Here is a 23,526-nt window from a genome sequence, read left to right on the forward strand (position 1 = left end):
ACCCCCACCCAACCGCCCCCCCCCCCCCCCCCCCCCCCCCCCCCCCACCCCCCCCCCCCCCCCCCCACCCCCCCCCCCCCCCCCCCCCCCCCCCCCCCCCCCGAAACTGAGAAAAAGCGAGTAGCGAAAGCAGGTTCCCGGCTCATTATATATAATCACTATACTTCGAATAATTTTTTTATATTAGTATCAGGTATAACCTTAATTAAAAAAACGATGACAGATTATTTTGGCTTTTTTGTAAAATTGACTGTAATTTCTGTCATTATAGCAATCGCTACAATTATTTTTGTACCCTTTAAAAAATATAAAATAGCCAAAATATTATTGCTGATTTTTGCCGGTATTTTATTTATCATTGGTGCAGGAGGATGCTTTTTAATGACCATATCCAATGTAGGATCTTACAGGTATTAATATTTTCCCAATAAAAAACATTATTTTTGCACATCAGACATAAAAATTATGGCAAAGCAAGAAGATGTTTTCAAGAAAGTAATTTCTCACGCTAAAGAATATGGGTTTATTTTCCCTTCAAGTGAGATCTATGACGGTTTATCCGCTGTTTATGACTATGGACAGAACGGAGCTGAACTTAAAAATAATATCAAACAATACTGGTGGAAAGCTATGGTACAGCTTAACGAAAATATTGTAGGTATTGATTCGGCGATCCTTATGCACCCAACGACATGGAAGGCATCAGGCCACGTAGATGCTTTCAACGATCCATTGATTGATAATAAGGACTCTAAAAAACGTTTCAGAGCAGACGTTTTGGTGGAAGATTATTGCGCTAAAATTGAAGATAAAGAGAAAAAAGAAATTGAAAAAGCAGCGAAAAGATTCGGAGATGCTTTTGATAAGGCTCAGTTTGAGGCTACCAATCCAAAAATTTTGGAGTACAGAGCAAAAAGAGAGGCTATTCTTTCAAGATTGGCAAAATCTCTGGAAAATGAAGACCTTGCTGATGTAAAAGCTTTGATTGAAGAGCTTGAAATTGCTGATCCTGACACCGGTTCTAAAAACTGGACAGAAGTAAGACAGTTCAACTTAATGTTTGGAACTAAGCTTGGAGCTTCTGCAGACAGTGCTATGGATCTTTATTTAAGACCGGAAACGGCTCAGGGTATCTTTGTTAACTTTTTAAATGTACAAAAAACTTCACGCCATAGGCTTCCATTCGGTATTGCACAGATTGGTAAAGCGTTCAGAAATGAGATTGTTGCAAGACAGTTTATCTTCAGAATGCGTGAATTCGAACAGATGGAAATGCAGTTCTTTGTAGCTCCGGGTACAGAACTTGAATTCTACGAACAGTGGAAACAAAAACGTCTGAACTGGCACTTAGCTTTAGGATTAGGGAATGATAATTACAGATTCCATGATCATGAAAAACTAGCGCACTATGCGAATGCTGCGGCTGATATTGAATTCAACTTCCCATTTGGTTTCAAAGAATTGGAAGGAATTCACTCCAGAACAGATTTTGACCTTAAGGCACACGAAAAATTCTCAGGAAGAAAACTTCAGTTCTTCGATCCTGAAAGAAATGAGAACTATGTTCCTTATGTAGTGGAAACTTCCGTAGGTTTAGACAGACTATTCCTTTCTATCTTCTCACATTGTTTAAAAGACGAAGTATTGGAAGACGGTTCAGAAAGAACTGTTTTATCTTTACCTCCTGCTTTAGCACCAATTAAAGCTGCTATTCTTCCATTGATGAAGAAAGATGGTTTAGCAGAGTATGCGGAGAAGATTTTTAACGATCTGAAATATGATTTCAACTTATTCTATGAAGAAAAAGACGCGATCGGAAAACGTTACAGAAGACAGGATGCCATTGGTACTCCTTACTGTATTACGGTAGACCATGATTCATTAACAGATCATACCGTAACCATAAGAGACAGAGATACGATGCAGCAGGAAAGAGTTCCGGTTTCAGAATTGAGAAGAATCATTGATGAGAAGACCAACTTCAGAAATCTACTTTCTAAAATATAGTCTAAAAGCCCTGAAAAATCAGGGCTTTTTTTATTTCCAAAAGTAGTACTGAACATATTTAAATAAATTATTATTTTAGCCGGACTTTAAACATTAAAATAATAATCATGAAAAAATTAATTATTTCATCGCTGGCAATAGCAATGATTGTAAGCTGCAGCTCATCTAATGGCGATACTCAAGATAATAACAACAACAACAACAATAATAACACTCCTTATCTTTTAAAAAAAGTTACCGAAACTACACAAGACGGGCAAGTCTATACCCTTGAATTCAAATATAATGGTGATAAGATCACAGAATCTGTTAGTGCAACTGATAATCAAACTACACGCTATTATTATAATGGCGATGATATTGTAAAAACTGAAGAACTTGAAGGAGGGATAATAAGACAAGTAAGAGAGTTTACGTATTCTAACGGAAAATTAACTGCTGAAAAAATAACCCGAACAGATTACGGAATATTGGTTTACACAAAAAACTATCAATACATCACCAATACTCACGTTAAATTTAATGAGTATAAAGGCTCTACTTATAATCCGGCAACAGGAGTATATTCTGATCTTCAATTTGCAGAAGTGGATGCCTATCTGACCAATAATGGTAATGTAGCTTCCACAAGCCATACTTATAATGGAACCACCCATAATGTTACGAACACCTATGATAATGCCAATCATCCAATGAAAAATGTAAAGGGCTATGTAAAAATTGATTTGTTTTATCTAAATGATGGCGAACTGGCTTATAATAATTTAGTAAGCAGAAGTGAAAATTCTACAGGAACTATAGTTAGTACAAGAAAAACCACTGCAAATCATACTCTGAATAATGCAGCTTATCCTACTCAAAGTGCTATGACGTATACAGGAGGCTCATCCGGAACCAATACTCATATTTATAGTTACCAATACAATAAGTAATTTTTCAAATAAAAGCTCTGGTTTCAGGGCTTTTTATTTTTCTTCAACGTATTCTATAATTTATTATTTTAGTCCAAAATTCGACCATGAAAAAACTCACTTTATTGATGTTTGGACTGATCCAGACATTTGCCTTTTCTCAAACCCAGGATTTAACAACATTAGCAGCAGGAGACCATGTCGGAATGAATGCACTATTTGACGATAAGGATAATCTTTACGGCTATGTATCTATTTATTCTTATGGGAAATCCGGAGACAAAACCAAGAAATTCGAATACGTTATTCTAGATAAGAACCTCAACCCTGTTGCCAATAAAGAGTTTGAAGGTGACATTACCGCAGCATCCTATATGGGATATGTTGACTTTAAGGGACAAATCATCTTAAAACCATCCATGATGGATTATTCTCTGGTAAAAAGCAGAGAAGTTTTCACACCAGTTTCTATGGTTATTAATCCAAAGACCAATACCATTGCCAGAAAAGTATATTATGACTATCTCGAAGATGGAAGCTTCAAAGAGATCAATGAGCCTACAAGCTGGAAAGAACAAAGGAAAGACAACCGTAGTGAGAAAAAAGAAAAGGGTTACAATTATATTTCCGCAGTAGGAGAAACGAAAGAGGGCGGTTATTTTGCTGTAGAATATAAAGATTACGGGAAATATGTTAACAGTAACAGCCTGATGAAATTTGATGAAAATAAAAAAGAAGTATGGCGGTATCGATACAACACAGACGGCACCAAGAAAGTATATTCTACTTTAACTCCTCTGGAAAAAGATGAAAACTATATCTATTCTATCCTGAAAAAGGTAGATGATGATAAAAAAACATTCAGTCTTCTTGTCCTTGATATGAAAACAGGAAAACAGGTGGCCAATAATCCTATCACAGGAATTACTGATAAAACCATCGAATATATTGATACTTTTATCGCCAACTACAGCGGTATTGATAATGATAAAACTTTCGATGATAAAATCGTACTGACAGGAAGAAACTATGCATCCAACGATTATGACATTGGCTTCGCCAGATTGATGATCAATAAATCAGATTTCAGCGTGAATACAAAAACCCTTGATTATAAACCGGATTTTGTTCCCTATTTACCTAAAATTGACGGACACGGCTTTGTAGAAAGCGGATATTACCTCCTGACAAAAGATTTATATTTCATGAGTGACGGCAGTGTAGGTATCCTTTCTGAAAAATATAAACCTGCAGGCCAGTATAATGCTCCAAAAACAACAGATCTCGTATACCTGTATACAGATAAAGATTTTAAAATCAAAGACCTTAAAGTCCTGGAAAAAGAAAAAACAAAATGGGTTGTGAATAGCGACTATCTGTTTTCACAATATCTCAATGGTGGTAAAGACGTAGTTTTCTTTTACCGTGATTACCAAAAAGATGAAGTAACCAGACAAAAAAAATGGAATCTTTTCATCAATACAGTTATTGATGGAAAATTCAAGCAGGAGATTATTCCAATTTCTGAAAAGGACAACTATGAAGTCACTCCATACGTCGCCAAGGAAGGGTATATCCTTCTTCGTGAATATAATAAGAAAGATAAATACAATAAGATCCGTTTGGAAAAGCTGAACTATTAATCTACATGAAATAGTAAGCATCCTTTTGCTACAGTAATCTTACTTACAATAAAAGAAACCTATCTCATTTTTTGAGATAGGTTTCCTAATTTTTAAAACAAGGCAAAGAAATCACCCAGGTTTTATGTAAAAACATTATCCTTGACAAGGATAAAATCTATCCACCTGTAAATCAGTGAGATATAAAATTCCAACGTTATTTTGTTTTTGCAACCGTTTCAACAGACTGATAATACTCTGAAATATTTTTAATCTCATCCAGACTTAAGTTCCACATAAAATTCAGGAACTGCTGATAACTTTCGCTTTGATTTTTGGGTTCTACCCTATCCAGATAACGGTTCAGATTATAATTTTTCCGGGCTTTGTAAATTTTGGTAAAACATTTTCCCAACCATCCTTTATAATATTTTTCTTCTTCCCCATCCTGCAAAAACTGCATGGCTGTATAAATCCCCAGTCCATAATCTTCAGAGTGGAAAAAATTCGGAAGAATCTCCATCCTTGCTGTTTTTTTAAGCATCAGATAAGCTTCTGAAGGCTTTTCTGCCTCTACAGGGGTATTCAGCTCCGGAAAAGTTTTTTTAAGCTTTTCCAGCCTTTTAACCATTTCAGGGTGTGATGCCAAAGAATCCTTGTTCAGTTTTTCTTTATAAAAATTATAATTGTAAAGTGAAAAGTCTTCTTTTTTCATCCATTTATCTTTAAAAGCCTGTTTTGGAAGATCATAAAGCTTTTTGTAGGTCTCAATCTTAAGCTCTCTTGGCGAAACCGTATCAAATGTCTGAAGTTTCTGAAGACCGTTTATAAATTCATTTTTCTTAAAATCACTGTTTTTAAAAATAACATATCCCAGAGAATCTGCCTGAATCTCCAGATTTCTTTTTTCAACGCTTTTTTTATAAATCCTGTTTTTAAGAATGTCAAACGCTTTTTCATTGCGTCCCTGGCTTCTGCGATCTGTAGTTTCTTTAATACTCTGTACCGTAGATTTATCCAATTTATTCTGTTCCACAATATTCAGGACAGATTTTAAAGTATGGTCTTCTATTTTATGCCCTAATTCATGGGAAATTACCCCGGCAACCTGAGCTTCATTATCCATCCAGTTATACAGCCCCATATTGATGACAAAAGTGCCGTCTGCAAGACAGTAAGCATTTGGAGTATTATCTCTTGCAATCAGAATTTTAAGATCCTGGGGAACTTTAGGATTATTTTTTCTGAGACGCTGTACCAGGGATTTAATTACAGCATCGAATTCAGATTTAAAAACAAAGTCTTTATTTTTTACCTGATTTTCAAAATCGGTCCCGAATTCTTTATAGATCTTAGACATTTCCGAACCTGTCCTTCCGGAATACTGAGACTTCAGCCCTTTGATCAAAGCTTCATTACCGGCTGTAAAATTTCTTAGAAAATCTTTCCGCTGAAGGTAGTCTGCGGTATCTATCGTTTTATAAGTCTGAGCAATTCCCACTACTGACAGCAGGAAGCACATCAATACAATAAGTTTTCTGGTCATATTTTTCATCAATTAAACAAAAATAATGTATTTGATGATTCATTTTCAATTTTTCATCCAAATTATTCTAAATTTGTTAAAGACCGATTCACTAAAAAATGAGAATACTAAAGTACATGATAGGAGGAGCTGTAGCCGGAGCTGCAGCAGCTTACTTTTTGGGATATGATTATTTATTCAGTGGGATTTCCAAAACGTATCTTAAAGGAAAATCAAGTGCCTATATTGATGATGGAAATCTATTCCCCAGCAATCCTATTGCTACAGAATCTCCCATACAATGGGAAGAAGACCCTGAATACAACACCAAAGAGCTACCTAAAGTTTTAGTTGATGATTTAAAACATTCTAAAACAGCCGCTTTTGTAGTGATCAGGAATGGTAAAATCCTTCATGAACAATATTGGGACGGATACAATCAGCTTTCACAGACCAATTCTTTCTCTATGGCAAAAGCGGTTACTGTTATGCTTTTGGGAAAGGCTCTCGAGGAAGGGATTATCAGCAATATTGATGAAAAACTTTCAGATTTTTATGCTGAATTTAAAGAAAAAACTTTCGGAAATGAAGTAACGCTTAAAAATCTGGCTCAAATGGAATCTGGTCTCGACTGGGATGAAAATTACAACAATCCGTTTCTTCCCAATGCCAGAGCCTATTATGGAAAAAGCTTAGTAAAAGCTGTGTTCTCAAGGAAATTTAAAGAAAACCCGGGAGTCAGATTCGAATATCAAAGCGGAGCTACACAGCTTCTTGGTTTTGCCCTGAAAAAAGCATTGAAGAAGCCGCTAGCAAGTTATCTCTCTGAAAAATTCTGGATTCCTTTGGGAATGGAACAGGATGCGAAATGGAGCACAGACGATCACGGAATAGAAAAGACCTATTGCTGTATCCATTCTAATGCAAGGGACTTTGCCAAGCTTGGACAGCTGTTTCTGAATGATGGTAAATTTGGGGATAAGCAGATTCTTAATGTAGATTTTATTGAGCAAATGAGAACTCCGACAGAAAAGTCTGAAAACATTTACGGAATGGGACTCTGGATTAATCATGACAACCCGATCAAACATTATTATTTTCTGGGACTTCAAGGTCAATATATCATTATGGTTCCGGAACATAATATGGTCATTGTAAAAACCGGAAGCTATTCCAATAATCCTAAAAATGACAGAGGGAGACCAGATCAGGTGAAATTCCTCGTTAATGAAACCGTACAGTTATTTCAATAAAAACATGGAAAAATACAGCCCAAAAATAGACTCCTATATTGAACAGTCTCAGGATTTTGCAAAGCCGATTCTGAATTATATCCGCGAAACCGTTCATGAATGCTGCCCTGATGCAGAAGAAACCATGAAGTGGAGTTTTCCACATTTTATATACAAAGGGAAAAATCTCTGTGCTAAGGCTTCCTTCAAACAACACTGTACTTTCGGGTTCTGGCTGGAGAAGGAAATGAAAACCATGCAGGAAATTACACAGAATATTGAAAAAAACGCTATGTTCAGCCTCGGTAAAATTACAAGAACTGAAGATCTTCCTTCAAAATCTCAGCTGAAAAAAGCCATCAAAGAAGCAATGGAACTTACGGATATGGGAGTTACCCTGAAGAAAGCAGCGCCTTCCAAAACAGAAATAGAAATTCCTGATTATTTTCAATCTGCATTAAAAGCTCAACCAAAAGCATGGGACGTTTTTGAAAAAGCCTCACCATCATTCAGAAAAGAATACATCACATGGATTGTAGATGCGAAAACAGAAGCAACCCGGAATAAAAGAATGGAACAGGCTTTAGAATGGATTGGAGAAGGAAAAGGGAGAAATTGGAAGTATGAGAGAAAGTAATGTTTAATATTATTTCAAAAATACCTGAACTCCATTAATAAATTCTGCATATGTTTCTATCGTTTCGGATTTCAATATTTTACCAGTTTTAAGATCTTCAATAATAAGATCGTAATTGTTGGTTTTTGGAAAATTAAATGATGAAACATATATTAGTATATTTTCTTTTTGTAATCCTATAGCTGTAGTATCAGCATCCCAATAATCAACAATTTCATATCCAGAAAAATCTTCTCGGGATATTTTGTATAGCAGATTATTGATCTCAACGGTTTTATTTTTCATATAACAAAAATAAAACATCTAAAAAAGTATGCTTAATGAAATCTAAAATTCGCTTCTGGCAGTGTATTTTTTTTCAGGAAAGCCTCATATTCAGGAGATAACTGGGCACGGCCAAAAGTATTCTCACCACTCATGCTTCCTAGCCGGACTTTATCTTTTCCATATTTCCGGTTCATGGCATCCATTGCCTTCATCACAGGAAGATGCTGATTCTGTATATCTTCTTCAAAAAGGCTGATCTGTCTTTGATCTTCTGGAACAAAATCATTTACCATCACTCCTGCCCTCTTGTAATGAAACCCATCCCTGTAAATGGCTTCAAAAAGTTCATTGACAACTCGTCCTATCAATATGGATGAATTGGTTGGGTTGGGCAGAATTTGAGTCATGGCATTTTTATATTCAGGAAGATCTTTCCTGAACCGGTTGGTCTGTACAAAGACCGTTATCATTTTGCAGCAGGTATTCTGCCGGCGTAATCTTTCCGAACAATACATTCCAAAGGTTTCTACCCGCTCCCGGACTGCTTCTTTATCGGTAAGCATTTCCATAAAACTTCGGGTAACCGCAATGGATTTCTTTGGTGATGGAGCATCCAGTTCCAGCTGACGGATTCCTCTTAGTTCATGAATCATTCTTACTCCATGAATTCCCATCATCTTCCGAACCCACATTTCGGGTTTCTGAAGAAGATCCCAGGCTTTATAAACACCACTGTCATTCATTTTGGCAGCCAACTTTCTTCCTATCCCCCAAACATCACCTATATTCAGCCATTTCAGTGCTTTTTCTATTTTTTCAGGAGTATCCATAATATAAACCCCATTAAACTGCTCCGGAAAATCCTTTACAATTCTATTGGCTACTTTACATAAGGTTTTACTGGGCGCAATTCCTATGCTTACAGGAATATTTTCTTTCTCCTGAATTTCAGTTTTGATTTTAGAACAATATTCGTGGATATCAATATATTTAAAGCCTGTAAGATCAAGAAAGAGTTCATCTATACTATAGATTTCATAATCCAGAACATAAGAACGGGCAATATTGATTACCTGCTGACTTTTGTAATTATACAGCTCAAATTTGGCAGAAAAACTTTTTACATCATACTGTTTAAAAAGATCTTTGTATTTAAATGCAGGTGCTGCCATAGGAATTCCCAGATCTTTCGCTTCCTTGCTTCGGGACACCACACAGCCATCGTTGTTGGAAAGAACCACAACGGGCTTGCCTTCAAGGTCAGGATCCAGAGTCCTTTCACAGGAAACAAAAAAGTTATTGCAATCTACCAGCGCATACATGATGATCGTGAATTATCTATACAAAATTATTATTTTTCAAGAATAAAATCACTTTTTAATCAGGAATTAACATCACATTTAACACATTGAAAAACAAATGAATATTATTTTTTAATGCGACATGTTTTGTCGTATTAACGTACTAATTTTGTTTTCCAAAAACATTTTATTTCATAACCCTGAAAACTTCACCTCATCTTTATCAAATCATCCTTAAACGCTCTTCTTCCAAATCGATCTGATATAGCTGATGACGGATAATTTCTTCATTCATCGAAATATCTTTATTGAGCTCTGAAAGAAATTTTCTTTGACTTTCCAACATTTCAAAGAGAACAGCCTTTACTTTTTCATCCATCCAATCTGTATTGTTGGTTTGATTTTTCTCTTCCCAATGTTTCAAAATCCGTTCTATCCCTGCATGGCTATTAAGTTCGCTTTCATGCCTGGTTTTAAGAAAATGATAAGTATGCTGTTTAAGCTTCTGCTTGACCTCTTTCCTTACATCTTCTTCTTTTTCTTCATCTACAAAATCATCAAATACATGTCCGTACTTAATAAAATAAGGCAATGTAAGCCCCTGCACTAAAAGAGTAAGTAAAATAACTACAAAAGTGATGAACAGAATAAGATTTCGATTGGGAAAAGGGCTTCCATTCTCAAGCGTAATAGGAATTGCTAATGCAGCAGCTAATGATACAACTCCCCTCATCCCAGTCCACCCCAGTAAAAGGGGCATCATTAAGCGCCTTCTGACAGAAGGAATTCTGGGGGCAACAGCTGGCCGAAAAATTATTGTTGCAATCATCGCAGCATATGCACTGATAATCCTTGCAGCAATGAGAATACCCGTCACCAGAAACCCATACTGAATAGCAGTTCCCAGAGGAATTCCTTCTGAACGTAATCCCCCCACAATCTCAGGAAGCTCCAGCCCAATGATCAGAAATACAATTCCATTCAGAATAAATACAAAACTTTCCCAGACACTATAACCTCTGATACGGCTGGTGCTATTTAGAAAAGTCATTCGCTGATTCGACATATATAATCCGCCACATACTACTGCCAATACACCGGAGCAATGAAACTGTTCTGCGATCCAGTACATCAGATAAGGTTCAATAAGTGTAAGTGCAATATCCGATGAAGCATCAGTAGGAAGGTGTTTATGTGCCTTTACAAAGATCCAGGCAAGCAACAGGCCTATTCCAGCCCCACCCAGGACCATCCATAAAAAATCCAACGAAGCTTCCTGCCATACAAACTGCCCGGTCCCCACAGCAATTAGGGCGAAACGGAAAATAATAAGTGATGAAGCATCATTAAGCAAACTTTCACCTTCCAGAATCGCAGAGGTGGTTGTGGGTACTTTAACAAACTTCATCACAGCTCCTGTACTTACTGCATCAGGAGGAGAAACTATTCCTCCCAATAGAAACCCTAAGGCAATCGTAAATCCAGGAATAAAATAATTAGCGGTTACAGCAACCGCCAGTGCAGTAAAAAAGACCACCAGAAAGGCAAAACTTCCAATAATGCGCCACCATCGCCTCATTTCTTTAAAGGAAATAGACCATGCGGCCTCAAACAGTAAAGGAGGTAAAAAAATAAAAAAGATAAGGTCAGGATTTATCTTTACTACTGGTAACCCAGGTATAAAGCTAACAAGAAGCCCAAATACCACCAACACGATCGGATAGGCAATTTTTAATTTGGTAGCCCACATATTCAATAGTACAATGGCTGCGATCATCGCAAGGAAGAAAGGTAAAATCGTATGCATTTAGTATTGTGTTTTTTATCAATTCATATTTACCACTTCTAATTGGTTTTTAAAAGCTAAAAATTATTTTTTTATCAATTATCTGCTTCAATCCCGCTTAATAAATTTTAAAATTCAATCCAAATACGTCAAGTTTCGTCGCTTTGCGACTATATATTTGTTTCCTAACAGTATAAACTATGGATAAGGTAACATTAGAAAGAATTCAGAAACTTCACCCATTGGTAAGAGATGAAGTAAAGCTGATTATTAAGGAATGTGATGAAGCACTCACAGGCAGAGCTAAGGTAAGAATCACACAAGGATTAAGGTCTTTTGAAGAGCAGGAAAAGCTATATGCCATCGGGAGAATTACTTCCGGTAAAAAGGTAACAAATGCCAAGGCGGGACAGAGTATTCACAACTATGGTCTTGCTGTTGATATATGCCTTATTATTGACGGAAAAACAGCCAGTTGGGATACAGTAAAAGACTGGGATAATGACAAAGTAGCAGATTGGTACGAATGTGTAAAAATTTTCGCCAAACACGGCTGGGATTGGGGCGGAAACTGGAAAACATTTAAGGACCTTCCTCACTTCGAAAAAAAGGCAATTCCATCGAAGAAAGGATCTGTAAAAACCAGTTGGAGAAAGCTTTTGAAGATGCCGAGAGATCAACAAAATTATGTTGTTTTTTAATCCTTTTTATTTGAAATTAATTAAAACACGTCAAGTTCTGTCGCTTCTCCGTCCTACCTTTGTTTTACAAAGAACCGCTAAAAGCAACATGATCTGACTATGGAATTCAAACATTTTTTCTGACTAAAAGCTATTGATTCCACCAGATTATATTGCAATGTGTCCTTTAAAAAAACAATTAACAATATAACATGAAAAAGACAACCATTCTTTCTTTGGACGGAGGCGGAATAAGGGGAATTATCACCTGTATTATTCTGCGTTACATAGAAGAACAGCTTCAGTATTATGATAAGCCGGGTGCCAAACTTGGAGATTATTTTGATCTGGTGGCAGGCAGCAGTACAGGAGGGCTGATTGCTTCTATTATTCTATGTCCTGATGAAGTCCGTAAAGCAAAGTATTCCATCCAAAAAGGATTGGAACTGTATGCTGAAAAGGGCGGTGATATCTTCCAGGTTTCCTTTTGGGAAAAGCTAATTAATCCATTTGGATTATTGAATGAAAGGATTTCTCAGGAAGCCCTTGAGAAAAACCTCAATGACTTTTTTGGAAATTTAGAATTAAAGGAATTAATAAAACCATGTTTAATAACAAGTTATGATATAGAAAACAGAAGAGCTAAGCTTTTCAATTCATGTGAAGCTCATCTCAGCACAGATAATTTTTATGTAAAAGACGTCTGTAGAGCCACTTCTGCAGCCCCTACCTATTTCAGCCCTGTACAGATCAAATCAATGTACGGTCAGATCTTCAGCCTGATTGACGGTGGCATGTTTGCGAATAATCCCGCTTTATGTGCTTATGCAGAAGCCCGAAAAATACCTTTTGCGGAAGTTTTAAAGAATCATCAGAAAGCCAATCATCCCGGAGTAAATGATATGATCATTATCTCCATCGGAACCGGAATTGAAGCGAGACCGTATTCTTTTAATAAACTGGAAAAGGCAGGAAAAATAGGCTGGGTAAACCCAATCATTGACATTTTAATGTCTGCCAATGCAGAAACTGTGGATTATCAGCTTTCTCAAATGTTTCAGACATTAGGACTGAGAAATCAGAAAAATTATTACCGTCTGAATCCATCACTGAAAAATGCTTCTCCGGCAATGGATAATGTAAGACGCTCTAATATTGAAAATCTGATACAGGCTGGATTAAGCTATATTGATGATAACAGAGAAACCCTGAACCAGATCGTTCAGAAACTCATCAAAAATAAAATATAAGCTTTTAACCTTATAATCTCCCAATATAAGCTCTGAAAATTATATTTCGAAAATTAAAAATCATTTTTTAAACACGTCAAGTTTTGTCGCTTTGCCCCACTACCTTTGGAATATCAAAAGACACAAGACAACTATCAACAAAAACTTAAAAACGCCTTTGAATTCATCATTCACCTATGCTGAACAGCCAAAAGTATGTTCAGAATACAAACAACACCCAATCACAACACAAAACATGGAAACACCTAATCACAATACAGATATACTCTTCGATGAAGACCTCTACACCGTGGAATGGAGTGACATCGAAAATGCAGAGATAGACTATGAAAACTATCTCAACGACATTGAAAATTTCTTCAGGGAAGATTTTGAAGAAGACATTCTTGAAGAAGATGTCTTATAAATAAAAACTTTAAAACATGACAAGTTCTGATGCTGTCCACCATTACCTTTGATATCCTTATCATACACAGTCTCATTAAACATTTCCAACACCTTTGAATTCACCATTCACAAAATGTTGGGCAGCCAGAACGATGTCTGAAAATATATTACAGTGGAAATTTGGCCTGCGACCACTAAAAACAGGGCCAAAGATTCTGAAGTGATCTTATAAAGCTTCAAACCAATCACCATCTTTTATATTTTATAAGCCACAGTATTTCTGTGGCTTATTATTTTTCTTAACTTCCAACAAAAAACAAGTATTAATTGTGCATAAGATTTTCCCTAAAGATTTTTTATCTGATAGGAAATAATTTTTAATCATCTTAGTAATATGAAATATTTTGGATTTATAAGAGAACATGACGATTACCCCTGTCTCAGAGGGCATTCACGAATTAATTTCCAGCACAGCTTCTATAGATAATAATAAAGATAAAGTATTGCCCTATTTACAAAGGGAAATTATGGCAGTTCCTTTAATGGGATGTGTTAAAAATGCAAAAAATCCTTTATTTGGAACGGACAATATTATAATGATGAAAGTTTTATCGCGTATAATATGATCGATACAGATGGAATATGGCTATGGCCACAATACATCATTGAATATATAAAAAAATATCCCCATATAAAGCTTAACCCTGAATTGGTAAAACATGTTTTAAGCTATAAGAAGACCCTTCATATAACTGAAGAAGAATCTCTAAAAATTGAGCAAAACTTTTTACAGGAGTTTTGGAAATAGCACAGATTATGATGACTATAGAATATTTGAAGAAGCTCCAGGCAACACCTAAAATCGGAATCTGGAAAATAAGAGGTGTATCGGAAAATGAGATAAAAAAAGTGGAAGAAAAGTTCAATATACAGTTTCCATTGGCTTATTCTGAATTTCTTTTCTTAGCTGGTGAATCATGTGGAGCATTGCCTATAATGGATACTGCTGATCTCGAAACTATTTCTTCAGACTGGCACTATGAAATCATGCAGGAGGAAATCAGGGAAACAGGGTTACATCATACACTAATACGTCCTTTTTGGCTCTTTGCAGAAAGCAATGGATGTGAGCAATTTTATTTTTTTTATTTAGATGAAGGAAATAATCCAACCGTGTATCTGGCAGACTACTCGATAACTGATGATAATAAAAAAGATATTAAATCTTTAAAGGTAAACTTCAGTACTTTTATTGAAAAAAAGATAGATACTGCCTTTAAAAGATTAAAAGAGGAAAGCTAAAAATAATTGACAATAATGAGCATTGATAAAGAAAAAGCATTAGAAATCGTTAAGCGATATTTACAGGATCGCAAGAGAGAATATATTTCTATTGATGAAAAAGATCAGATTCGTTATGAAGAACAAAAAAGGATTAATTATGGAAAATATGAAGATACTATAAGGAATATTTTTGTAGTAACTTATTATCTTGAGGGATATTATGAACCTATTCCTCAATTTGTTATTGTAGATACTGAGACAGGAGAAGTACACTGTACTTACACAAAGCATGGCTATGCTGAGGAATGGGAAGATGAACTGTAAAAACGATTTAAATGCCAGAATATACAATGATATTAATTTTTAATATTCCTTCTTCACAATAAAATAAAACACGACACGTTTTGTCGCATTAAGCTCATATATTTGTGGTACAAAATTTTACCATGAAGAAAGATTTTTATCTGACAAGATATGCGTTAATCATTAAAAGATTAGAAAGTTCTCCGGCAACCTATTCTCAGCTGGAGGACTATCTTTTAAATTCTTTTGAATTCCAGGATGCGGGGATCAAAAGCTACTCTATCCGTACCTTGCAGAGAGATATCCGTGAGATCTCCGATCTTTTCAACCTTTCTATTCACAACAAGAAAAAAGGAGACAACCGATATTATATAGAGAGTCGCCCGATCATGGAAGTAGATGAATACAACCAAAAACTGCTGGAATCTTTCCAGGTAAGCAACGCCCTGAATCTTCATCCGGATTTTTCAGATTTTATCTTCTTTGAAAGCCGCAAGCCAACCGGCATTGAGCATTTTTATGATCTGTTCTTTGCCATCCGCAACAAAAGGGTAGTAACTTTTGAACATTACAATTATAAAAACAAATTAATGACCTCCAGAAAGGTTCACCCTTTAGCTTTAAAAGAGTCTAAAGACAGATGGTACCTCATCGCGATCGATACCAAAGACAAAGCTTTAAAATCATTTGGATTAGACAGAATCAATTATCTGGATGTGACAAAGAACCAGTTCAGAGAAAAATATAAATACAATTTCAGAGAGCACTTTAAAAATGCCTTTGGAGTGATGAATCTTACAGAGCAAAAGCCTGAAAAAATCACATTAAAATGCAGCCGTCATCAGGGAGAATACATCAGAAGTTTTCCGCTTCATCAGTCACAGAAAGAGACCAAAGAAACGCCGGAAGAGATTTATTTTGAGTTTTTCCTTCACCCTACTTATGACTTTATGCAGGAGATTTTATCATATGGAAAAGAAGTAACTGTCTTAGAACCGAAATGTTTAGTTGATGACATCCGCAACCATCTTCAGGAATCATTAAACCGATATTTTGAAAGCTAATAGATCTCATATTTTTTAATTATATTTACATAAACATCCTCTATTGAGAACTTTATTCATTTGCATATTTTGTACTATTTCTTCATTTTGCTTATCACAGCAGAAAGAAGAATTCCGATTGGTAAAAAACTATTACAATCAGCACAGAGGGATGCTGAATAATGAATTCAAGAAGAAGTTCGATGCTGAATCCAATATCCTCAAAAAGGATGCAATTAAAGGAGATTTTCTCTTTTTCATGAAAAAGATGGACAGTATTGAAAACACAGCCTTAATCGGAGCACTTCTGAGAGTAAGGAATATTGAGGATCTTCAGACTTTAAAATCAAATGAAGGAAACTCCAGAGATCTTAGTGATAAAGCTACCCAGACAGAAAAGACTGCTGATTATCCCGGAGGAATCAATACTCTGAGACAGGAAGTTGCAGATCTGCTGTATGTAGACGGCGTTCATTCTGAATTAAAAACAGTAAAAACAGATGTTGCCTTTATTGTGGAAAAAGATGGAAGCATCAGCAATGTTCATGCACAGGGTGATAATTTCACTTTCAACAGGCAAGCTGAAATTGCTCTCTACTCTATTTCTGAAAAATTTTCTCCCGCCCTTGTCAAAGGTGATCCGGCAAGATTCCGTTTCAGAATTCCTTTAACTTTAACGATGACAGATTAGATGTTTACAGACGAATATTATATGAAAATGGCTCTGCAGGAAGCAGAAGCCGCTTTGGAACAGGATGAAGTCCCTATCGGATGTGTTGTAGTTTCCAATAATCGTATCATTGCAAGAGCCCATAATCTCACCGAAACATTAAACGATGTTACAGCCCATGCAGAAATGCAGGCTATAACCTCTGCAGCTAACTTTTTAGGAGGTAAATATTTAAAGGACTGTACGCTCTACGTTACGATGGAACCATGTGTGATGTGTTCAGGAGCCTTATCTTGGTCTCAGGTATCCAAAGTAGTAATTGGAGCCAGGGATGAACAAAGAGGTTTTATTAACAAACATCTTACCCTACATCCAAAAACAGAGATTATCACAGGTATTATGGAAAACGAATGTTCTTCTATTGTTAAAGACTTTTTTAAAAGCAAAAGGTAGATTTTTCTTTAAGAGCCTTTTTGACAAACATAAAAAATCAGAGAATATTGAATGTTCTCTGATTTTTATTTTATAAAGAATGATCCCAATTAATCTTTAAAGATAGAATACATTGCAAGGTCAAAATATTCTTCATCTTTCTTGGCATGCTGTTTCAAAATTGCCTCCTGCTCCATTCCTATTTTCTCCATAATTTTTCCGGAAGCAGGATTGTGAAGCAAATGAGTAGCATAAATTTTATTAAAACCTAAGTCTTTAAATCCGAATTTTACAATGGCTCTTGCTGCTTCAGTAACATATCCTTTATTCCAGTAAGGAATTCCTATCCAATACCCTAGTTCTGCCATATCATCATCCCTATCATGAAGACCAATGGCTCCGATAAGCTGCTCTTCTTTATTTCGGATTCCAAACGTAAAGCCAGTTTTTTCTTCAAAAGCTTCTCTGGACATTTTCACCCACATCTTACCATCATTTTCCGTGTAAGGATAAGGAATGTTAGAAGTAAGATCCGAATAAATCCTGTGTTTAAGAAATTCAACAATAAAAGGAATATCCTTCTCTTTCAATTGGGAAAGGATCAGTCTTTCGGTTTCAATTCTTGGAAATTCTTTTAATTCTTTCATTTTATTCATGGTTAAATTGGGTAATACAGCTGAAGTTTAACCCAAAAGGTTTGGATGATCTAGAGATCTTTTCCAAGGAAATAAAGCCCTTTCAGAGTATGAAGTCTATCCATTACATGAATTTTATCCGTTAAAGGCTTATACACATGAGAAACACCTCCTGTTGCCACGACAAAGCAATCATCGTTCACCTCATCATTGATCCGGTTGATAAAACCTTCTACCATTCCCAGGAAACCGTATACCATTCCGCTTTGCATGCAGGTTACCGTGTCTAATCCCAATACTGATTTAGGTCTTTTAAGTTCAATATCCGGAAGCTGAGCCGTCTGATGGATCAGAGAATTTAAAGAGGTTACAATTCCCGGAGCAATAATTACCCCCAAGGTTTCCCCAGTTTCTGCAACACAGCTTGCTGTAAGTGCCGTTCCAAAATCAATAACAATCTTTTTTCTGTTTGGATAAAGATTATGAGCAGCTACAAGGTTCGCATAAATATCCGTCCCCATCTGCTTTGACTTCGCCACCACTGCTGACGGAGTTGTACGATCAACAATGACCGGTGTTACTCCATGGATCTTCTTGATTCCCGAACTCATGACTTTGGTAAGCTGAGGTACCACAGATCCAATGATTACCTTTTCTATTTCTTTTGGCTCAACTTTATAAGTCTGATAAAGCATCAGCATCTGTACATAAAGCTCGTCTGCTGTTCTGTAAGGCTTTGTATTGATTACCCAGGAAATATCACAATTATCACCATTAAAAAGACCAAATCTGATATTACTGTTCCCTACATTTATTACAATTGAATTCATTATATTTTAACAGGCTAGGATTTGAAAAAATTTGAGTTCCAAATTTATAAAAAAATAAAAGGAGTACTTACAAATACTCCTTTTATCTCTATGTTGATCTTTTTATTTTACTTCTACAAAGTTATCTTCCATATTTACATCTGCAATTCTCTGACTGAAATCAATTCCTAATACAGACAATTGAGATTTTGTATAAGGAACCGTGATCGTATACTCTTTCTGCGTCCAAGGCCAGTAGGGCATTGTCTTGAATTCTCCGTAAGCATCTTTCTCTTTCCAGGTATGGGTCATATTCAATGGAATCTGATAAGTAACGATTTTCTTATCTGTAGTCATTACACTGAAATCAACCGGCATCGGAACCTGACCGTTATTAACAAGGGTAATTGTTGTAGATTTTGCATCATACTTTACATCCTTAATTCCGTAATCGATCGTTTTGGTGGTATTGATCCAATAATTGTGGAACCATTTTAAATCCATTCCTGAAACCTTTTGAGCAATGTGAAGAAAATCTCTGTCTGAAGGGTGTTTCATGCTCCACTGGTCATAATATTGCTTTAAAGTCTCTGCAAGATTCTGTTCTCCCATGATATATCCCAGCTGTACCAGGTACAATTCTCCTTTTACATAAGAAGCATACGTATAAGATGTTCCGTTATCATGGTGATCTCCTAACCAGACAGCCGGTTCTTCAATTCCTTTTTTAACGAAGTTTCTGTATGCATTCAAAGTATTGGCAAACGGATTCGGAAGTTCTTCCGGGAACAGCTGGTACATAGTATAACCTTCTGCATAGCTGGTAAAGCCTTCATCCATCCATGGGCGTACAGATTCATTCGTAGCAAGCATCTGCTGATACCATGAGTGAGAACCTTCGTGAGCCATTAGCCCCATCAGCCCTTTGATATCTTTAGCCTCACCCAGAATCATGGTACACATTCCGTATTCCATTCCACCGTCACCTCCCTGAATGAAAGCATAAGTAGGGTATACATATTTTCCGAAATGAGAATTCATAATCTGGAAATACTTGGTAATATAAGACTGAGCTTCACCCCATACTTTCGTTTTATCATTTTTCTGATAGACTAAATATACTTTTGGTCCTTCAGGAACATTAAAGCTTTCTACAGAATAATCTCTGTCTGCACTCCATGCAAAATCAAGGATATTTTTGGCAGTCCATTTCCATGTGGCTTTCTTATCTTTTTCTGCTTTGATCTTCGCAGCAGCGTCATAACCTTTTACCTCAGCTGGATTTTCAAGAATTCCTCCTGCTCCTACTACATAATCTTTATTGATTTTAATAGTTACATCAAAATCAGAGAAAGGCGCATGGAATTCTCTTCCCAGATAATCAAAAGTTGCCCAGCCATCATAGTCATATTCTGCAATTTTTGGATACCATTGTGTCATGGTCATATCCACCCCCTCTCTGTTATTTCTTCCACTCCTTCTGATCTGCTGAGGAATTACAGCATCCCAATCCATCGTAAAAGTAGTTATGGAGCCTGGCTTAATAGGTTCTGCCAGATATACTTTCATAATGGTTTCCTGAACTTCAAATTTCAGATCTTTACCATTCTGTTTGATCCAGTGAATATTCTGAGCGCCTTCCTGATCTTTTGGAATGGAAGACAGTGTTGAGATTCCGTTTTTCTGCAACCTTCCGTCACCATTTTTCCCTTGGGAAGAGACTCTCTGGTCCATCATGGAATTAGACTTAAAAGCATTCCAATACAGGTGGAAATACACTACATTAAGCTCATCCGGTGAGTTATTGGTGTATTCTAAAGTTTGTTTTCCCTGATAGGTAAATTTTTCAGCATTAACATCGATATCCATCTTGTACTTCGCAGCCTGCTGATAATAAGCTCCTTGCTGAGCCTGAAATTGTGAAATGATAAACGCAAAAATGATTGCAGCCGATTTTCTCATTTAAAATTTATTTTTTTTTAAAGGTAAGTAATTTAAACAAAACCTTAAAATGTGGAGTTATAACAGGGTTTTGCTCTGTTTTAGATAACTTTCCATCTGTTTTGTTAAATGAACGGTAAGATTATTTTTTTAACTACGGATTACGCAGATTTTCACAGATAACTATCTGGTGTTGTCTTATCCGGCTAATACATTATTGCTTTTGTAATAGTTTCTTGATAAGAGTAATCTGCCCCAGATGATAATATGCGTGCTCTATCATCCCGTCAATATTTCTTTGATACGTTCCATACTTTTGATCCACAAACATTTCATCAAGCTTTGAATCCGGCATCTTTTCTAATAAAACGGCAAACTTCTCTGAGTCTGACCATAGCTTAGTCAGCAGCGCCTCCCAATGTTCCTGAGATTCTATGGGTGGGAGATCAAAACTGTACCTGTCTTTTATTTCCAGATTTCCTCCTTCAAAAACAGGAGTAATCCCGGCAATATAATAATCAATATGAAAAGTGAGCATAGCAATAGTATTTAAAGTACCAACCTTCGTTACAGCCTGTTCCCATGTTACATCAGAAAGCTGATCTTTAAAATTGGTATTGGCAATCCAGAGGCCATCTAGCAAAACTTCTCTGAATCTTTTGGCTAATTGTAATACAGAACTCATGATCAATATGTTTTTCTAAAGATAAGTAATTAAAATATTGATCTAGATCTTGCAGATAACACTAAGCTTTGTCAAGGTTTTAAACCTTGACAAGGCTCAATATCCTAAGTATTTTAAAACAAAAAAGCCTCAGGTGTTTTACATCTGAGGCTTATATTATAATATGAAATTACAATTATTTCTTAGCAGAAACTTCTTTTTTTCCGCTTTTTAAGATCTTTTCAAGGATTCTTAAAGTAATCAGATACGTTGGCTTCACTCCTGTAAGGCCTAAACCTCCTGAAGATAGGGTACTCCCTGTTTCCAAAGGATTATCTGAAGCATAGTATGCATAGCAAACAAACAGATCCGGAGAAATATGATGTCTGATTTTAGAAGCTACCTGAATCGCTTTCTGATAATGAGCTCCTTCCATTTCAAGACCAATCGCTTTCCATGAAGTGTTCATGAAGTAAGATAAAATATCCTTATTCTGAAGCGATGTTCCTAAAACAGTAATCATCGGACCTTCAAATGCTTTCAGTTCATCATCATTAAAATCATCAAGCTTCAATGCATTTTCAAAAGGATAGTTATCAGCAGTTCCTTCAAAGATGTGAGAAGTCGGGATCATAATATCTCCTTTTTCTCCGGTAAGGATACCTGCTTTCCCCATAATAGAAACAGATTTTACATGCATCATGTATACTTCTCCTTTATGTTCGTAAGGCTTCAGCAATTCATCCATTACCTCAAAAGCCTGTTCTCCGAAAGCATAATCAAATACCATTACCACATCATCCCCTCCAAACTTACAGTCAGCAAACGGAGTATTCTTCAGGTTCATCTTACTAAGATCAATAATCTGTACATCGATATTGCTTCCGCTTTTATCCGCAATATGAATCATTCCTTCGTCTAAAGCATACTTCAATACCTTATCACGAAGTTCTTTTTTGTTTGAAATCTCTTCATACAGTTTATAATCCACTTCGTTATTATGCTTCTTTTTAAGGGCATCATTCGCATAAAGCATATTTTTCACAGAGTGCATATTGGCAGAAATAATATGCAATGGACGGGTATGAAGATTGTTTTCAAATAAAACCTCCTTCACTTTATTAGCCCACTTCTCTCCGAAATAGTGATGTCCTACCCTTTCCTTTAATATAGCACTGAAATGAATTTCTCTTTCCGTAGTTCCCTTTGCATCTTCAAGACTTACTTTTGCTAGATTATACATGATTTTAAATAAACGGTCTGGGTTATTATCATCACCAAAAGTATTATAAGCTATTAATGTTTCATCAAAAGATCTTCCTATTAATGAAGAAAGGTGGATCAATGCCACTTCTTTTTCTTTTCTGCTGAATTTCTTTTCACCTTTCACTACCTCTTCAATAATTTTGAAGGCTCGTGTCGGCTTCCAGTTTTCGTCCTGAATGAATGCCAGGTTACGGATTTTATCAGCTTCTATAAATAGGAATGTAAGGTGAGTAAGAATGTCATAAATTTCGGAACGGCCCAAAAGAACCTCAATATTCATCTGGTGTTCGTCTATTCTATAACAGTTTCTTCTTCTTTTCTTTGGAACAATAGGTTCGAAACTTCCTTTATCAAAACCTTCATCAGATGTAAGATGAATAAAAGCACATTCCTCAATCCCTTCCGGAAGCCTGTCTAATACATACATTAGACCATCAAGTTCCAATTTACTCGGGACACTCATGGTTCCATAAATCTCCGGATTGATGGTTTTCAACAAGCTTCTGATACTTTCTCCTGAAACACCCGCCGGTTTGAAAAATCCTCTATAAAATAAGTGTCTCATAGAGATATATAATCTTTCAATAGCTTCTGTTGTTTCTCTTGCTCTAGAATTTGTCATAAAATAAATTTCACACAAATATACGAAATCTTTGTCCATTTTATTTTAACTATCTTTTAATAAGTAGCTTAAATTCGCACAGGATTGCAGCATGTATCATGTAAAATGTATTTAGAACTACCCTACCCTTTAAAACCCCTTTAAATATTACATTTTAACCATTAAAAAAAACAATCACCCCTATCAAAAACACCCCAAACAATTGTTTAATTTATATAAAATTTCACAACACCCCTGAAAGTTTTAGGGGTC

The 23,526-nt window shown here is 36.0% G+C and carries 24 protein-coding genes; 15 read left to right on the top strand and 9 right to left on the bottom strand.

Annotation, left to right across the window (positions count from 1 at the left end):
* The first annotated feature begins 216 nt into the window (after positions 1–216).
* The 4 genes from M2372_RS18945 to M2372_RS18960 all read left to right on the top strand — a co-directional run bounded on the left by M2372_RS18945 (position 217) and on the right by M2372_RS18960 (position 4,561).
* On the top strand, positions 217–417 hold the full coding sequence (locus M2372_RS18945) for a hypothetical protein (RefSeq protein WP_115968246.1): 201 nt from the start codon (positions 217–219) through the stop codon (positions 415–417).
* Positions 418–465: 48 nt separating this feature from the next.
* A complete protein-coding gene (locus M2372_RS18950; RefSeq protein ID WP_115968248.1) occupies positions 466–2,007 on the top strand; it encodes a glycine--tRNA ligase in 1,542 nt (513 codons plus the stop codon).
* Positions 2,008–2,114: 107 nt separating this feature from the next.
* Positions 2,115–2,939, top strand: coding sequence for a hypothetical protein (locus tag M2372_RS18955; protein WP_123320400.1), 825 nt, complete (start codon positions 2,115–2,117; stop codon positions 2,937–2,939).
* 86 nt (positions 2,940–3,025) lie between these two features.
* Complete coding sequence (locus M2372_RS18960) at positions 3,026–4,561, top strand: hypothetical protein (protein ID WP_115968252.1); 1,536 nt, start codon at positions 3,026–3,028, stop codon at positions 4,559–4,561.
* A 196-nt stretch (positions 4,562–4,757) separates the two neighbouring features.
* Here M2372_RS18960 and M2372_RS18965 read toward each other — a convergent pair whose 3' ends face one another.
* Complete coding sequence (locus tag M2372_RS18965; RefSeq protein ID WP_228455759.1) at positions 4,758–6,086, bottom strand: M48 family metalloprotease; 1,329 nt, start codon at positions 6,084–6,086, stop codon at positions 4,758–4,760.
* Between the two features lie 98 nt (positions 6,087–6,184).
* On the opposite strand from M2372_RS18965, the gene M2372_RS18970 reads away from it, so the two are divergent.
* Both M2372_RS18970 and M2372_RS18975 read left to right on the top strand, forming a co-directional pair.
* On the top strand, positions 6,185–7,318 hold the full coding sequence (locus M2372_RS18970; RefSeq protein WP_123320398.1) for a serine hydrolase: 1,134 nt from the start codon (positions 6,185–6,187) through the stop codon (positions 7,316–7,318).
* 4 nt (positions 7,319–7,322) lie between these two features.
* Positions 7,323–7,934 carry a YdeI family protein gene (locus M2372_RS18975; protein WP_123320623.1) on the top strand — a complete coding sequence of 204 codons (612 nt, stop codon included), beginning with the start codon at positions 7,323–7,325 and terminating at the stop codon, positions 7,932–7,934.
* A 9-nt stretch (positions 7,935–7,943) separates the two neighbouring features.
* On the opposite strand, the gene M2372_RS18980 is transcribed toward M2372_RS18975, so the two are convergent.
* The 3 genes from M2372_RS18980 to M2372_RS18990 form a co-directional block, all read right to left on the bottom strand.
* Positions 7,944–8,219, bottom strand: coding sequence for a hypothetical protein (locus M2372_RS18980; protein ID WP_123320397.1), 276 nt, complete (start codon positions 8,217–8,219; stop codon positions 7,944–7,946).
* Positions 8,220–8,251: 32 nt separating this feature from the next.
* Positions 8,252–9,523 (bottom strand): Y-family DNA polymerase, encoded by a 1,272-nt coding sequence (locus M2372_RS18985; protein ID WP_123320396.1) that lies wholly within the window; start codon positions 9,521–9,523, stop codon positions 8,252–8,254.
* A 202-nt stretch (positions 9,524–9,725) separates the two neighbouring features.
* Positions 9,726–11,309: a Na+/H+ antiporter gene (locus M2372_RS18990; protein WP_123320395.1), complete on the bottom strand. Its 1,584-nt coding sequence runs from the start codon at positions 11,307–11,309 to the stop codon at positions 9,726–9,728.
* A 179-nt stretch (positions 11,310–11,488) separates the two neighbouring features.
* Here M2372_RS18990 and M2372_RS18995 point away from each other — a divergent pair, with 179 nt between their 5' ends.
* The 9 genes from M2372_RS18995 to M2372_RS19035 all read left to right on the top strand — a co-directional run bounded on the left by M2372_RS18995 (position 11,489) and on the right by M2372_RS19035 (position 17,358).
* The gene (locus tag M2372_RS18995; protein ID WP_123320394.1) at positions 11,489–11,989 is read left to right on the top strand and encodes a M15 family metallopeptidase; all 501 of its coding nucleotides are present in this window, start codon (positions 11,489–11,491) and stop codon (positions 11,987–11,989) included.
* Positions 11,990–12,180: 191 nt separating this feature from the next.
* Complete coding sequence (locus M2372_RS19000; protein ID WP_115968263.1) at positions 12,181–13,218, top strand: patatin-like phospholipase family protein; 1,038 nt, start codon at positions 12,181–12,183, stop codon at positions 13,216–13,218.
* 157 nt (positions 13,219–13,375) lie between these two features.
* On the top strand, positions 13,376–13,624 hold the full coding sequence (locus M2372_RS19005; protein WP_123947253.1) for a hypothetical protein: 249 nt from the start codon (positions 13,376–13,378) through the stop codon (positions 13,622–13,624).
* 603 nt (positions 13,625–14,227) lie between these two features.
* The gene (locus M2372_RS19010; RefSeq protein WP_123320392.1) at positions 14,228–14,413 is read left to right on the top strand and encodes a hypothetical protein; all 186 of its coding nucleotides are present in this window, start codon (positions 14,228–14,230) and stop codon (positions 14,411–14,413) included.
* A gap of 8 nt (positions 14,414–14,421) precedes the next feature.
* Positions 14,422–14,907, top strand: a complete 486-nt coding sequence (locus tag M2372_RS19015; protein WP_123320391.1) for an SMI1/KNR4 family protein — start codon at positions 14,422–14,424, stop codon at positions 14,905–14,907.
* Between the two features lie 15 nt (positions 14,908–14,922).
* Positions 14,923–15,213, top strand: coding sequence for a hypothetical protein (locus tag M2372_RS19020; RefSeq protein WP_123320390.1), 291 nt, complete (start codon positions 14,923–14,925; stop codon positions 15,211–15,213).
* Positions 15,214–15,335: 122 nt separating this feature from the next.
* A complete protein-coding gene (locus M2372_RS19025) occupies positions 15,336–16,256 on the top strand; it encodes a YafY family protein (RefSeq protein ID WP_123320389.1) in 921 nt (306 codons plus the stop codon).
* Positions 16,257–16,299: 43 nt separating this feature from the next.
* On the top strand, positions 16,300–16,926 hold the full coding sequence (locus M2372_RS19030; RefSeq protein WP_259081175.1) for a hypothetical protein: 627 nt from the start codon (positions 16,300–16,302) through the stop codon (positions 16,924–16,926).
* Positions 16,927–17,358, top strand: coding sequence for a nucleoside deaminase (locus M2372_RS19035; protein WP_115968277.1), 432 nt, complete (start codon positions 16,927–16,929; stop codon positions 17,356–17,358). It begins immediately after the preceding gene.
* A gap of 89 nt (positions 17,359–17,447) precedes the next feature.
* On the opposite strand, the gene M2372_RS19040 is transcribed toward M2372_RS19035, so the two are convergent.
* The 5 genes from M2372_RS19040 to M2372_RS19060 all read right to left on the bottom strand — a co-directional run bounded on the left by M2372_RS19040 (position 17,448) and on the right by M2372_RS19060 (position 23,274).
* A complete protein-coding gene (locus tag M2372_RS19040) occupies positions 17,448–17,984 on the bottom strand; it encodes a GNAT family N-acetyltransferase (RefSeq protein ID WP_123320621.1) in 537 nt (178 codons plus the stop codon).
* 59 nt (positions 17,985–18,043) lie between these two features.
* Complete coding sequence (locus tag M2372_RS19045) at positions 18,044–18,802, bottom strand: type III pantothenate kinase (RefSeq protein ID WP_123320388.1); 759 nt, start codon at positions 18,800–18,802, stop codon at positions 18,044–18,046.
* 102 nt (positions 18,803–18,904) lie between these two features.
* The gene (locus tag M2372_RS19050; RefSeq protein ID WP_123320387.1) at positions 18,905–20,743 is read right to left on the bottom strand and encodes a M1 family metallopeptidase; all 1,839 of its coding nucleotides are present in this window, start codon (positions 20,741–20,743) and stop codon (positions 18,905–18,907) included.
* Positions 20,744–20,936: 193 nt separating this feature from the next.
* The gene (locus M2372_RS19055) at positions 20,937–21,407 is read right to left on the bottom strand and encodes a DUF1572 domain-containing protein (protein ID WP_115968283.1); all 471 of its coding nucleotides are present in this window, start codon (positions 21,405–21,407) and stop codon (positions 20,937–20,939) included.
* A 175-nt stretch (positions 21,408–21,582) separates the two neighbouring features.
* Positions 21,583–23,274: a DUF6909 family protein gene (locus M2372_RS19060; protein ID WP_115968285.1), complete on the bottom strand. Its 1,692-nt coding sequence runs from the start codon at positions 23,272–23,274 to the stop codon at positions 21,583–21,585.
* Between the last annotated feature and the right edge of the window lie 252 nt (positions 23,275–23,526).

This window comes from Chryseobacterium sp. BIGb0232 (assembly GCF_024810195.1).
GTDB lineage: Bacteria > Bacteroidota > Bacteroidia > Flavobacteriales > Weeksellaceae > Chryseobacterium > Chryseobacterium pennae.